The sequence below is a fragment of the Candidatus Phytoplasma mali genome, from assembly GCF_000026205.1.
Classification (GTDB): Bacteria; Bacillota_I; Bacilli_A; order Acholeplasmatales; family Acholeplasmataceae; genus Phytoplasma; species Phytoplasma mali.
The window spans coordinates 412,848-426,868 of the sequence record NC_011047.1; the positions used below are offsets into that span (position 1 = coordinate 412,848).

At 22.2% G+C, this 14,021-nt stretch carries 13 protein-coding genes; all 13 read left to right on the forward strand.

Annotated features, from left to right (window positions below):
- Positions 1-34 precede the first annotated feature (34 nt).
- The 13 genes from rplM to rplB all read left to right on the forward strand — a co-directional run bounded on the left by rplM (position 35) and on the right by rplB (position 14,010).
- Positions 35-472, forward strand: coding sequence for a 50S ribosomal protein L13 (gene rplM, locus ATP_RS01815; RefSeq protein WP_012504480.1), 438 nt, complete (start codon positions 35-37; stop codon positions 470-472).
- Between the two features lie 7 nt (positions 473-479).
- Positions 480-872 (forward strand): 30S ribosomal protein S9, encoded by a 393-nt coding sequence (gene rpsI / locus ATP_RS01820; protein WP_041186080.1) that lies wholly within the window; start codon positions 480-482, stop codon positions 870-872.
- Between the two features lie 74 nt (positions 873-946).
- Complete coding sequence (gene gltX, locus ATP_RS01825) at positions 947-2,281, forward strand: glutamate--tRNA ligase (RefSeq protein WP_012504482.1); 1,335 nt, start codon at positions 947-949, stop codon at positions 2,279-2,281.
- Positions 2,282-2,344: 63 nt separating this feature from the next.
- Positions 2,345-3,661 carry a cysteine--tRNA ligase gene (cysS, locus tag ATP_RS01830; RefSeq protein ID WP_012504483.1) on the forward strand — a complete coding sequence of 439 codons (1,317 nt, stop codon included), beginning with the start codon at positions 2,345-2,347 and terminating at the stop codon, positions 3,659-3,661.
- Positions 3,662-3,718: 57 nt separating this feature from the next.
- A complete protein-coding gene (locus tag ATP_RS01835) occupies positions 3,719-6,178 on the forward strand; it encodes an HAD-IC family P-type ATPase (RefSeq protein ID WP_049821845.1) in 2,460 nt (819 codons plus the stop codon).
- Between the two features lie 50 nt (positions 6,179-6,228).
- A complete protein-coding gene (rlmB, locus tag ATP_RS01840) occupies positions 6,229-6,945 on the forward strand; it encodes a 23S rRNA (guanosine(2251)-2'-O)-methyltransferase RlmB (protein ID WP_041186081.1) in 717 nt (238 codons plus the stop codon).
- 587 nt (positions 6,946-7,532) lie between these two features.
- On the forward strand, positions 7,533-10,124 hold the full coding sequence (locus ATP_RS01845; RefSeq protein ID WP_012504484.1) for a valine--tRNA ligase: 2,592 nt from the start codon (positions 7,533-7,535) through the stop codon (positions 10,122-10,124).
- 37 nt (positions 10,125-10,161) lie between these two features.
- A complete protein-coding gene (locus ATP_RS01850) occupies positions 10,162-10,938 on the forward strand; it encodes an alpha/beta fold hydrolase (RefSeq protein WP_012504485.1) in 777 nt (258 codons plus the stop codon).
- A gap of 229 nt (positions 10,939-11,167) precedes the next feature.
- Entirely contained in the window at positions 11,168-11,482 is a 315-nt protein-coding gene (gene rpsJ / locus ATP_RS01855) for a 30S ribosomal protein S10 (RefSeq protein WP_012504486.1), read from the forward strand.
- Positions 11,483-11,532: 50 nt separating this feature from the next.
- A complete protein-coding gene (gene rplC, locus ATP_RS01860; RefSeq protein ID WP_012504487.1) occupies positions 11,533-12,192 on the forward strand; it encodes a 50S ribosomal protein L3 in 660 nt (219 codons plus the stop codon).
- Complete coding sequence (gene rplD, locus ATP_RS01865) at positions 12,185-12,808, forward strand: 50S ribosomal protein L4 (RefSeq protein ID WP_012504488.1); 624 nt, start codon at positions 12,185-12,187, stop codon at positions 12,806-12,808. Before rplC ends, rplD begins: the two co-directional genes overlap by 8 nt.
- Positions 12,808-13,092, forward strand: a complete 285-nt coding sequence (rplW, locus tag ATP_RS01870) for a 50S ribosomal protein L23 (RefSeq protein ID WP_012504489.1) — start codon at positions 12,808-12,810, stop codon at positions 13,090-13,092. The genes rplD and rplW overlap by 1 nt, the downstream gene beginning before the upstream one ends.
- A 75-nt stretch (positions 13,093-13,167) precedes the next feature.
- Positions 13,168-14,010 carry a 50S ribosomal protein L2 gene (gene rplB, locus ATP_RS01875; RefSeq protein WP_012504490.1) on the forward strand — a complete coding sequence of 281 codons (843 nt, stop codon included), beginning with the start codon at positions 13,168-13,170 and terminating at the stop codon, positions 14,008-14,010.
- The last annotated feature ends 11 nt before the right edge of the window (positions 14,011-14,021 follow it).

The window sequence follows — 14,021 nt, forward strand, 5'->3', positions numbered from 1 at the left end:
TGATATAAATCATAAATTGGATGACAAAATATTTATGTATAATGATAAAACATTTATGGCAAACGATAAAACATTTGTCAAAAAATGGTTTATAGTTGATGCTAAAAATAAAACTTTAGGTAGATTATCAACTAAAATAGCTTCTATTTTAAAAGGTAAGCATAAACCTTTTTATACTCCACATATAGATAATGGTGATTATGTTATTGTTATTAACGCCGATCAAGTTGCTTTAACAGGCAATAAATGGAAAAAAAAATATTATTATAGACATTCTGGTTATCCTGGTGGCTTAACTAAAGTAACTGCAGGTGATATGATTAAAAAATTTCCTACAAGAATTGTAGAGAAGGCTATTTTAGGTATGTTACCACATAATAAATTAGGTTCTAAAATAGGCAAAAAATTATTTGTTTATGCTAAAGAAAATTATAAACAAAAAGCGCAAAAACCAGAAAGTCTAGAGGTATAATTATTAAATTATGAAAAATCAATATTTTGGCTTGGGCAGACGTAAAAGAGCAGTTGCTAGAGTTATTTTAACCAAAGGAACAGGTAATATTATTGTTAATAAAAAAAAATTTGAAGAATATATACCTTTTATTACAAAACGTTTGGAAACTCTTTATCCTTTAAAATTAACTGATAGTTTAGAAAAATATGATGTTATGGTTAATGTTAACGGTGGCGGTTTGGTATCACAATCTGGAGCAATGCGTTTAGGTATTTCGAAATCTTTATTGATTATTAATCCAGAATGGAGAACTGTTTTAAAAAAAGCAGGTTTACTTACCAGAGATCCACGTTCAAAAGAACGTAAAAAATATGGTTTAAAAAAAGCTCGTCGTGCTCCTCAATTCTCTAAACGTTAATTTTATTTTTATATTATTTTAAAAAATAGTTTTTTATTTAATTAATTTTTATAGTTAAAAAGGAAAAATATAAAATGACAAAAATAAGAGTTCGTTATGCTCCTAGTCCAACTGGTTTTTTGCATATAGGTAACGCTAGAACAGCCTTATTTAACTATTTATTTGCTAAACATTATAATGGTGATTTTATTATTAGAATTGAAGATACTGATTTATCTAGAAATATTTCCGGTAGTGAAAAATCACAATTAAAAAATTTAAAATGGTTAGGTATAAAATGGCAAGAAGGTCCTGATATTGGAGGTTTATTTGGTCCTTATAAGCAATCAGAAAGACTAAATATTTATCAAAAATATGCTCAAAAATTATTTTCTCAAGGTATGGCTTATAAAGAATATAAAACAGAAGATAATCAAAAATACTCTCTTCGTTTTAAAGTGCCTAAAAATACTGAATATATTTTCAATGATTTAATTCGTGGTAATATAGTTTTCCAAAGTAAAGAAATTGAAGATTGGATTATTATTAAAGAAAACGGATTACCAACTTATAATTTTGCTGTTGCTATTGATGATTTTTTAATGAAAATATCACATATTTTTCGGGGCGAAGAACATATTACTAATACTCCAAAACAGATTATGATTTATCAGTCTTTAGGTTGGAAAGTACCAATATTTGCTCATATGACTTTGATTTTAAATGAAAATAAAAAAAAGTTAAGTAAAAGAGACCATTTATCTATTCAATTGGTAGAAGAATATGCTAATAAAGGTTATTTGCCTGAAGCATTATTTAATTTTTTATCTTTACTAGGTTTTTCTCCTAAAAGTAGTACAGAGATTTTATCTCATGATGAAATAATTAATTTGTTTGATGAAAAAAAAATAACAAAATCTCCAGCAATTTTCGATTATATTAAATTAAATTATATTAATAGCCAATATATTAAGAAAATGTCTACTATTGATTTAGCAAAAAAATCACAAAAATATTTTCAAAAAGAATATCCTAATTTTGATATTTTATTTTTAGAAAAATTAGCTACTTTATTGAAAAATAGAATTCATTATATTCAAGAAATTTTTCATTTATATCAATTTTTTTTTATAAAAAATAAAGAATTAAAATTAGAGGACAAAACTTTTTTACTTAATCATCAGAGTTTATTATTATTAGAAACATTAAGAGAAATTTTTAAAAAAATAGATTTTAAAGCTTTATATATAGAAAAAGCTATTGAAAAAGTTTTAACAATGCATAATATGAAAAAAAATTTTTTCATTATTGTAAGAATTGCTACTACTTTAGAAACGCAAGGACCCTATTTACCTCTTTTTTTAGAATTATTAACTCGTAAAAAAGTATTATCTAATTTAGAAAAAGTTATAAAAAAAATTTCTTGTTAATTTTTATAAAAAATTTTATTATTATTTTTTTTGATTATATTAATTAAAGGAAAAAATAACTTAATGTTAAAAATTTATAATACTTTAACGCGTAAAAAAGAAATTTTTAAACCCTTATATTCAAATATTATTAATATGTATGTTTGCGGTCCTACAGTTTATGATAATATTCATCTTGGGAACGCTAGACCTTTAATTTTTTTTAATATGTTAAAAAAATATTTACAAAATTTAAATTTTCAAGTAAATTATGCAGTCAACATTACTGATATTGATGATAAAATTATTAAAATTGCTATAGAACAAAAAACAACAGAAAAATTTATTTCAACTAAATACATTAATTGTTTTTTAAATATTTTAAAACAGTTAGAAATTGAAAATATTGATTATTTTCCTCAAGTTACGGATTTTATTCCTTCAATTATTTCTTATATTGAAAAATTAATATTCAAAGGATATGCTTATATTAATGATCAAGGAGTTTACTTTAGAGTTGGATTAATATCTAATTATGGTCAGTTAGGTTCTAAAATTATTGAAGATTTAAAAAAAAACAATAGAAAAGAATTTGATTCACAAAAAGAAAATCATCAAGATTTTATTTTATGGAAAAAAACTAAATTTGGAATTAAATATCAAAGTCCTTGGTTTGAAGGCAGACCTGGGTGGCATACTGAATGTGTTGTAATGATTAAAAAAATTTTTAATGTTACTTTAGATATTCATGGTGGTGGTAATGATTTAAAATTTCCACATCATGAAAATGAATTAGCTCAATCTATTGCTTATGATGGGAATAATCTAAGTAATTTTTTTATCCATATAGGTCGTATTGATTATCAACAAGTTAAAATGAGTAAATCTTTAGGAAATGTCATATGGGTAAAAGATTTATTAAAAAAATTTCATCCTAATGTAATAAAATTATTAATACTTTCTCATTATTATCGCCAACCTATTAATTTTCATGATTCTTTAATGGAGCAATTTGTTGCTAAATATGAAAAAATAAATAATTTATTACAAAAAAATAATTTTATTTTAAAAATTAATAATATTTTTTCAAATCAATTAGAAATATCAATGATAAAAGAATTTTATGAATACATGAATGATGACTTAAATACACCTAATGTAGTAAGTTTAATTGAAAAAGGATTAAAGATTTTTCATCAAAACATTAATTTTGATAGATTATCTCAAATTCAAAATACTTTAATTTTTATTTTAAATATTTTAGGAATTAAAATTTTTTTAAAACCAGTTACCAAAGAAATAATAGAAATTTATCATTTATGGCAAAAAGAATTTAAATGTAGAAATTTTGAAAAATCGGATTATTATAGAAAAATTTTAATAGATTTAGGATTTATTTAGTTTTCGATATATATTATATTTTATTTAAAAAAAATGATATTTCTACGTGGAGTATTTATGAAAAAAAACAAAAAAACAAATATTAATAATATTAATGAAAATAATTTAAAAAATAAAATTTTTTCTCAATTTTATGGATTAAACAATAAAGAAATAGAAGAAAGAAAAAAATCAGGAAAAGTAAATATAATTACTCAAAAGGTTCAAAAAACAGCATTAAGCATTATTTTAAGTAATTTTTTTAGTTTTTTAAATTTATTAGTATTTTTAATAGCTTGTTTTTTAATTTATCTAAAAAGATATGAACAACTTTTTTTTCTATTTACTAACACAACTAATGTTTTGATTGGAATTTTTCATGAACTTAGGGCTAAATATACTTTAGATAAAATATCTTTATTAATTTCTAATAAATCTAAAGTTATTCGTAATGGTAAATTAATTGAAATTAATGCTTCCGAAATAGTAATTGATGATATTTTGTATATAGAAACAGGATATCAAATTTTAGTAGATGCTAAAGTAAAAGATGGATTTATTGAAGTAGATGAATCTTTTTTGACTGGAGAATCAAATTTAGTTTCTAAAAAAAAAGACGATTTTTTATTTTCTGGTAGTTATGTTTTTTCAGGTCAAGCTTGTGCTGAAGTTAAAGAAATAGGAAATAATACTTATATTCAAAAAATTTCTAAAGAAGCTAAAAAATATCTTAAAATTCAAACACCTTTAATGAGAAATTTATCTTTTTTTGTTAAAGTTATTTTGATTATTATATTTCCGATGGCTATAACAATGTATTTAACTTTTCCTCATGAATCAATGTATAATACATTAAATTTGTATTACTTGGGCTTGTTTGGGATGATTATTGGAATGATGCCGACAGGAATTTTTCTTTTAATAAGTTTATCTTTAACAATTAGTTGTTTAAAATTAGTTAAAAATAATGTTTATGTTCAAGATTTTTTTGCTATTGAAATGTTATCTCAAATCAATATTTTATGTTTAGATAAAACAGGCACTATTACCGATGGTAAAATGAATGTTAAAAAGGTTTTAAAAATTAACCAATTACATAACATTTCCTTAGAACAAATTATCTCACAAATGTTACCCACAAAACAAGATTTAAATTTTACTAGTGATGTTTTACGAAAAAGTTTTGTTACTTCACAATCTGATTTTTTGCCATATAAAAAGATTGATAGTTTAAGTTTTTCTAGTATACGTAAATATAGTGCTATAGAATTTGAGCAATTAGGTACTTTCTTTTTAGGTTCTCCTGAATTTATTTTAAAAAAAGATTTTAATATTATTCAAAAAGAGGTTGATGAATATTCAAGTTTAGGTTATAGAGTTATTTTATTAGCTAAAAATAATTTTTCTTTAAAAGAAAATGAAAAAACATTTTGCGAAAAAGAACCATTATATTTGATTATTATTGAAGATAATATTAAAAAAAATATTATTTCTACTATAAATTATTTTAAACAAAATGATGTAGCAATTAAAATTATTTCAGGAGATAATTATTTAACTGTGGCTAGCATTGGTAAGCGTTTAGGAATTATAGAAAATAATCAAGAAGCTATTAGTTTAGAAAATTTAACTGATAAAGAAGTCAGTGACTTGGCTTTAAAATATAAAGTTTTTGGTAGAACCTCACCTAAACAAAAAAAAATTTTAATTGAAAGTTTTAAAAAACAAAATTATAAAGTAGCCATGACTGGTGATGGAGTTAATGATGTTTTAGCTTTTAAAGTTTCTGATATTTCTATCGCGATGGGTTCTGGCAGTCAAGTAACACGTAATTTAGCCAATATAGTTTTAATGGATTCTCAGTTTAATTCAATACCTAATATTGTTTCAGAAGGTAGAACAGTAATCAATAACTTGGAAAAAGTTTCTATTTTATTTTTTTCTAAAACAATTTCTTCTTTTTTATTAGGATTAACCGTTGTTATTAGTAATTTGTTTTTATTTTCATATATGAAAAAATTAATTTTTCCCATTGATCCTTTACAATTAAATTTATTAGATTTTTTTTCTATTGGAATTCCTTCTTTCTTTTTAATGTTTGAAAATAATAATAAAGTTGTTAAAGATGATAAATTTTTAATAAAAGTTTTAAAAAAAGCTTTTCCTTTTTCTTTTCTAATTTTTTTAAATTATGTATTTTTATTAATTTATTTTAGTAATGATGGCTCGGATAATTCGCAAACGCAAATAATAGTATCAAATTGTTTAGTTTTGATTGTGACGTTTGTTTTATTCTTTTTATTATTTTGTAAATGTTATCCATTTAATAAATGGAAAAAAACATTATTTATTTTTATGATAATATTTTTTGTAATTACTTTTTATTTATTAAACCTTAAAGAAATTATTAATTTTGTAATTTTTACACCAGAATTTCTAAAAAACACATTACATTTATTTAGTTTTTATTTTTTATTTTTTAATTTTTTTGTTATTTGTATGTTTTTTTTAATTAAAAGATTTGTGAAGAAATATTAATAATTATAATTATTAATATAATAAATAAAAAATTTAAAAAGGTTTTTATAATGATTATTTATGGTAAAAATACAGTTAAAGAAGCAATTCATTCTAAAAGAAAAATTTTTAATTTGTTTATAGATGAAAAAAATTTAGATTTAAGATTGTTAAATTTTTTGAAAAAGATAAAACTTAATTTTCAATCAGTAGATAAACAATTTTTAAATAATTTAACTGGAGTTAGTAAACATCAAGGAATAGTTGCTAAAGTTGATGATTATAAATATAGTTCTTTAGAAATATTTTTAAATAATGTTAATTCGAGTAAAATAAAAAGATTTTTAATTTTAGATCAAATTCAGGATCCTCATAATTTTGGAGCTATTTTAAGAACTGTGGAAGCTTCTGGGTTCGATGGTATTATTATTAGTTCTAAACATCAAGTTCCTATAAATTCTACTGTTGCTAAAATTGCTAGTGGGTCTTTAGAATATGTTAAGATTTTTTTAGTAGCAAATATTTATCAAACAATTTTAAAATTAAAAAAACATAATATTTTAATTGTTTCTGCGGACGAAAAATCTTCTTATACTTTAGAAAAAATTCCTTCAAAACAATCATTAGCTATTATTGTCGGGAATGAAGGTTCAGGAATTCGTTTTTTATTAAAAAAAAATTCCGATTTGTTAGTTAAAATACCTATGCAAGGTAAAATTAATTCTTTAAATGTTAGTGTAGCGGCTGCTTTATTAATTTATTCTATTTTATTATCAAAGGATTTATAATATTTGATTTAATTTATAAATTAGCAAATATTAATTATTTTTTAAATATTTCATAATTTATAATTTTTATTGTATAATATTTAATATAATTATTGTTTAATAAAGATTCATGAATTTAAATTATTTAAGTAATTTATTATATATTGTTTCATAAAATATCTATTTATATATATTTTCAGAAGTAAATAATCATAGTTTATATTTTTTACATATTGTTTATTTTATATCGAAAATGTTTATTCATATATATTAAATTTATAGTATAATTAATAAAAATTTTAAAAAATAAATACTTTAATTAATAAATTTTTTATGAAAATAAAAATTATTTAATGGATATTTTTATATAAAATTTAATTTATTGATTATTTTTAAATAAATATGATTTTTTTTTATTATTTTTATCAACTTTAAATTTTTTTTATTTTAACAATTTTACAAATATTAACAATCATAATTATTTTTTAATTATTTTTTAATTATTATTTAATTAACATTTTATTTTTTTTTACTATATTATTAATAAATTTGATAATTTATTTTAATTAATTCATTTTTTGAGAAAAATTTTAATTAGGAACTTTATTATGAAAAAAAAATATGATTTTAAAATCATAGAAAAAGATAGATATAAAAATTGGATAAATAAAAAATATTTTAAAGATAATTTAAAAAATAATATTACTAATAGCACTATTAATAAAAAACCTTTTACTATTATTCTTCCACCTCCAAATGTGACTGGCAAACTACATTTAGGTCATGCTTTAAATAATGTTTTACAAGATGTAATTATTAGAAGAAAAAAAATGTTAGGTTTTGAGGTTCTTTTTTTACCAGGAATGGATCATGCTGGCATTGCTACACAAATTAAAGTAAAAAAAAGATTGAAATCTGAAGGATTATTTAATAAAGAACTTTCTAAAGAAACTTTTTTAAAATACGCTTGGCAATGGAAAGCAGAATACGCAAATAAAATAAGACGTCAATGGGAAATTTTAGGTTTACATTTAGATTATGACAATGAAAAATTTACTTTAGACTCAGATTTAAGTTCCACTGTTAAATATGCTTTTATTAAATTATATCATCAAAATTTAATTTATCGTTCGGATAGAATTATTAATTGGGATCCACAAACACAAACAGCTTTATCTAATGTTGAAGTATATTATCAAGAAAAAAATTCTAATATGTATTATTTAAAATATTTTTTGCAAAATGATAATAGTTTTTTTTTAGAAGTGGCCACTACTAGACCAGAAACTATGTTTGTTGATCAAGCTTTAATGGTTCATCCAGATGATAACAGATATAAACATTTTATTGGTTCTAAATTTTTCATTCCTGATACTAATATTGTTATTCCTTTGATTAGTGATCCTTATGTTAAACCAGAATTTGGATCAGGAGTTGTTAAAGTAACTCCAGCTCATGATGAAAATGATTTTTCAATTGGTAAAAAACATAATTTAAAAGCAGTTTTATGTATGAATAAAGATGGAACTATGAATAAAATGGCTTTTAATTATGAAAATTTAGACCGTTTTGTTTGTCGTCAAAAATTAATTAATGTTTTGGAAAAGAAAGGTTTTGTGAGTAAAATAGAACCTTATGTTTGCTCAATAGGTTATTCTTCTATTTCTAATGTTCCTATCGAACAAAGACTTTCTTTACAATGGTTTTTAAAAACTAACGAATTAGCTAAAAATGTTTTAAATAAAAACAAAATTAATTTTTATCCCGCGCGTTATAAAAAAACATTTATGCGTTGGTTAGAAAATTTACAAGATTGGTGTATTTCACGCCAATTATGGTGGGGCCATTCTATTCCTGCTTGGCAAAAGGGTTCTAAAATTAAAGTTCAGATTGAAAGTCCAGGTAAAGAATGGAAAGCTGATCCGGATGTTTTAGATACTTGGTTTTCTTCTTCTTTATGGCCTTTTAGTGTTTTAGGTTGGCCAAATAAAGATAATTTTAATTTTAAACATCGTTTTCCTACGGATGTTTTGGTTACAGGTTATGATATTTTAACTTTTTGGGTTTCTCGTATGTGTTTACAAAGTCTACATTTAACTCATAAAGATCCTTTTAAAGATGTTTTATTGCATGGATTAATTAGAGATTCTAAAGGGAATAAAATGTCTAAATCTAAAGATAATGGTATTGATCCTAATTTAGTTATAGAAAAATATGGAACAGATGTTTTAAGATGGTTTTTAACTACAAATTCTAGTCCTGGTATGGATTTCAATTATGATGAAATTAAAATTGATGCTAGTTGGAATTTTTTAAATAAAATATGGAATATTAGTCGTTTTTTTAAGTTAAAATTTAATATTTTTACAGAAGATTTCGATGAAAATAAATTATTATTTCCAGAAAAAGCTATTTTAACTCAATTTAAACAATTATTAACTAAAGTCGATATTTTATTTGAAAAATATGAATTTCATGAAGTAGGGAAATTAATTTATAAATTTCTTTGGGAAGATTTTGCGAATTGGGGATTAGAATTTTTAAAAGATCATATTCAAACAACTAACACACAAAAATTTTTAATTTATATTTTTAATAATATTTTAAAGTTATTGAATCCATTTATTCCATTTTTAACAGATTTTATTTATGCAGAAATTAATAAAACTGATACTATTATGTTATGTAATTGGCCAAAAATTCATTATGAAAATTTAGAATGTTTGAAAGATTTTGAAATTTTAAAGAACTTGATTATTAAAATGCGCCAATTTATTAAAAAATATGAAATTAATAATTTTAAATTAATCTCTATAGAATTAGAACTTTCTATTGAAAAACAAGAAATCTTATTACCTTTCAAAAGTATTTTAAAAAAATTTTTTCAGGTTAATGACGTAATTTTCATTAAACAAGTTAATAAAGAAAGTAAAACTCTTTTATTTGTTGAAAGAGATATGAGTGTTTATTTAGATAAAAATATTTTTTTATTTTTAAATAAACAAAAAAGTAAAAATAATCTACAAAGTCAAAAAGAATTTATTTTTAAAGAAATTAAACGCAGTGAAAATATTTTAAATAATAAAGATTTTTTAACAAAAGCTAATCCAAATAAAATAATAGAAGAGAAAAATAAATATCAAAATTATTTATCTGAGTATAAAAAAATAATGAATTTTTTATCTCATGAAAAAGAATAAAATTGATAATAATTAATTTATCAATGAGGTTTTAAATATGATTATTAATAATAATATTATTTATACTGAATTTAAAATTGTGAATAATCCCAAAGCTAATATTATTATTACTCATGGTTTAGGCCAAAATTCTAAAGATTATTATAGTTTATCGAAATATTTTAATCAAGCTGGTTATAATGTTTTATTATATGATGTTCGTGGACATGGTAAAAGCAGCGGCCCAAGAGGCGATATTCATAATTTTCATTTTTTTTTAGATGATTTATTTCAATTAGTTTTGTTTTTGAAAAAAATTAATAAATTAAAAATTTTTTTATTAGGCCATAGTATGGGTGGCATTATTGTTAATAGTTATGCTGTTAAATATAGTAATATCGATGGATTAATTATTAGTTCAGCGCCTACCATGATTGATAAAAAATATTTATTTTATCAATATCCTTATTATTTTTTTAATTTTAAGAAAATTAAACTAAATTTTCAAAGATTTAATAATGTTTCAATTGATAACTATAATCCTTATAGTTTAGATTATGTAAAGCCACGTTTAATGAGAAATATTTTAATTTTAAGCATAAAATATTTCAATAAAAATTTAAAAAAATATTTATTTCCTGTTTTGTTTTTGCATAATTTTCAAGATAAAATAGTTTCTTACTTACATAGTAAAACATTATTTAATAAAATTGAATCAAAAGATAAAAAAATTAATTTATATCCTTATTATGATCATAATTTATTTAATGTTTTAGAACATAAAATAGTTATATCAGATATTTTAGAATGGTTAGATTTACAAATTTTAAAATAAAAATTTATTTTATAAAAATATTTAACATTATTAAATATTTAATTATTTATATTGCAATATATTTTTTTTTAAGTTATAATATTTAATGTTTATTTTTAATTCTAATTTATTTAATAAAAAAAAATAATAATTATTTTTTTAAATTTAATATCATTTATGAAATTTATTTTATATATAATCTTTGAATTGCTTTTTATGATATTTAAAAAATAATATATGGAGAAATAAAATGTCTAAAGAAAAAGAAATTATTAAGATTTTTTTGAAAACATATGAACATCACTTGATTGATCAAGTTGCGAAAAAAATTATTAATAATGTTTTAAAAACAGGAGTTGAAGTTAAAGGACCTGTACCTTTACCTACCAAAAGAGAAGTTTTTACTGTTTTACGTTCTCCTTTTGTAAATAAGGATTCTCGAGAACAGTTTGAACGTCGAACTCATAAGCGTTTAATTCAAATTATTAATCCTAATCCAAAAACTATTGATGCTTTAATGCATATTGATTTGCCTTCTGAGGTAGATATTTTATTAAAAAAATAAAAATTAGATAAATAATTGTTAAAATTTTAGAAAGGAAATAATTAAAGTATATGGCTAAGGGAATCTTAGGAAGAAAAATAGGTATGACACAAGTTTTTGATGAAAAAGGATCATTAATTCCTATTACAATTGTTGATGTTTCGGATAATGTTATTTTACAACAAAATAGTGTTGAAAAAAATGGTTATCTTTCTACTCAATTAGGATTTAGTTCTAAAAGAGAGAAATTAAGTACAAAACCAGCTTTAGGACATTTTAAAAACGCTAAAACATCACCTAAGCGATTCATTAAAGAAATTCGTTTTTTACCAGGTATTAAAAATGAATTATCAGAATTAGATTTAGGCACTAGTCTAAAAACTAATTTATTTCAACCAGGAGATATTGTCGATGTTATTGGTATTTCTAAAGGTAAAGGTTTTTCTGGTTCTATTAAAAGACATAATCAAAGTGAAGGTCCTAAAAGTCATGGTTCTAGATACCACCGAAGACCAGGTTCTATGGGACCAATTAAAGGTAAAATAAAAGGTAAGAAATTGCCTGGACAAATGGGACATCAAACTGTAACTTTGCAAAATTTAAAAATTAATTCTATTGATCATGAACAAGAACTTTTTTTAATTAAAGGTAGTATTCCTGGGCCTAGAAAAGGATTTGTAATGATTAAAACTGCAATTAAAACAGTCATAAAGGAGAACCAAGATGCCTAAATATAATTTGATTAATCAAAAAGGAGATTTTTTATCTCAAATTGATTTAGATGATGAAATTTTTGGTATTTCAATAAATAAACAAGTTTTATATGATGTAGTTAATGCTCAGAGAGCATCAATGAGACAAGGTACTCATGCTACCAAAAACAGAGCTTTAGTTTCAGGTGGGGGTAAAAAACCTTGGCGTCAAAAAGGAACAGGACGTGCTCGTCATGGAACTATTAGATCACCTTTATGGAGAGGTGGGGGCGTTGCTTTTGGTCCTTCTCCTCGTGATTATTCTGTGAAAGTTAATCAAAAGGTACGAAGATTAGCTTTAAAAATGGCCTTATCTTGGAAAATTAATAATAAAAATTTAATATTAATAGATAATATTAATTTAGAAACACATAAAACTAAAGAATTTCAAAATATTTTAGATCAATTAAATATTCAACAAAAAACTTTAATTTTAACTAAAGATTTAAATCATAATTTATGTCTTTCTATTAGAAATTTATCTAAAGTATTATTAGAAACTGTAAGTCATGTTAGTGTTTATCAATTGTTAAGTTATTCTACAATTATTTTAACAAAAGAAGCTGCTAATTATTTTGAGGAGAATTTAAAATAATGATTAAATATTATGATTTGATTAAATCGCCTATTTTTACAGAAGAAACTAATAAATTAATCGAAAGACAAAATAAATATTTTTTTAAAGTATCTAAAAAAGCTAATAAAATAGACATTAAAAAAGCTTTAGAAAAGATTTTTTTAATTAAAGTAAAATCTGTGAATACTTTAAATGTTTCTCCTAAGTTTAAAAGAAAAGGTAAATATTCAGGTTATACATCAGGTTATAAAAAAGCTATTGTGAAATTATTTCCTGGTCATAAAATAGATATTATTAATTAATATATAAAATATTTATTTGTTTATTATAAAAAAATAAACATATATTATAATTTTTTAAGGAAGGTTAATCAATCAATGTCAATAAAGACATCAATTAAAAAATATAAACCTACTACTAATGGTCTACGTAATATGAGTGTTTCTAGTTTTTCTGAAATTACATCTAAAAAACCTGAAAAAAGTTTATTAGTTACTCGTAAAAAAATGAGTGGTCGTAATAATCAAGGTAAGATAACTGTTAGACATCAAGGCGGTGGCGTTAAGAGAAGATATCGTTTAATAGATTTTAAAAGGAATAAAGATAATATTATAGGTAACATATCTCAAATTGAATATAATCCTAATTGTAGCGCTAATGTTGCTTTAGTTTATTATGCCGATGGTGAAAAAAGATATATTTTATGCCCTAAAGATTTAAATGTTGGTTCTAAAATTTCATCTGGACCTAAATCTGATATTAAAATTGGTAATACTTTACCTTTAATTAATATTCCTGTTGGTACTAAAGTACATAATATTGAACTAAAACCAGGTAAAGGTGGCCAATTAGCTCGTAGCGCTGGAACTTATGTTCAAATTATCAGTAGGGAAGATAAATATGTTTCTTTACGTTTACCTTCTGGCGAAGTTCGTAAAGTTTTAAGTTCTTGTCGCGCTACTATTGGTGAAATCGGTAATGAATCTCATAAATTAATTAATTATGGTAAAGCTGGTAAAAAACGTTATTTAGGCATTAGACCTACTGTTAGAGGCTCTGCAATGAATCCTAACGATCATCCTCATGGAGGCGGCGAAGGTCGTGCTCCTATTGGTCGTAAATCACCAATGACTCCTTGGGGTAAAAAAGCTCGAGGCGTTAAAACTAGAGATCGTAAAAAGAAATCAAATTGTTTAATTATTAGAAGTCGTAAAAAATAATTAGGAGGAAA

What these genes read in the sequence shown, in the direction of transcription:
- rplM (WP_012504480.1), top strand. Translation starts at nt 35, where the DNA reads ATGTATAATGATAAAACATTTATGGCAAACGATAAAACATTTGTCAAA.
- gltX (WP_012504482.1), top strand. Translation starts at nt 947, where the DNA reads ATGACAAAAATAAGAGTTCGTTATGCTCCTAGTCCAACTGGTTTTTTG.
- cysS (WP_012504483.1), top strand. Translation starts at nt 2,345, where the DNA reads ATGTTAAAAATTTATAATACTTTAACGCGTAAAAAAGAAATTTTTAAA.
- ATP_RS01835 (WP_049821845.1), top strand. Translation starts at nt 3,719, where the DNA reads ATGAAAAAAAACAAAAAAACAAATATTAATAATATTAATGAAAATAAT.
- rlmB (WP_041186081.1), top strand. Translation starts at nt 6,229, where the DNA reads ATGATTATTTATGGTAAAAATACAGTTAAAGAAGCAATTCATTCTAAA.
- ATP_RS01845 (WP_012504484.1), top strand. Translation starts at nt 7,533, where the DNA reads ATGAAAAAAAAATATGATTTTAAAATCATAGAAAAAGATAGATATAAA.
- ATP_RS01850 (WP_012504485.1), top strand. Translation starts at nt 10,162, where the DNA reads ATGATTATTAATAATAATATTATTTATACTGAATTTAAAATTGTGAAT.
- rpsJ (WP_012504486.1), top strand. Translation starts at nt 11,168, where the DNA reads ATGTCTAAAGAAAAAGAAATTATTAAGATTTTTTTGAAAACATATGAA.
- rplC (WP_012504487.1), top strand. Translation starts at nt 11,533, where the DNA reads ATGGCTAAGGGAATCTTAGGAAGAAAAATAGGTATGACACAAGTTTTT.
- rplD (WP_012504488.1), top strand. Translation starts at nt 12,185, where the DNA reads ATGCCTAAATATAATTTGATTAATCAAAAAGGAGATTTTTTATCTCAA.
- rplW (WP_012504489.1), top strand. Translation starts at nt 12,808, where the DNA reads ATGATTAAATATTATGATTTGATTAAATCGCCTATTTTTACAGAAGAA.
- rplB (WP_012504490.1), top strand. Translation starts at nt 13,168, where the DNA reads ATGTCAATAAAGACATCAATTAAAAAATATAAACCTACTACTAATGGT.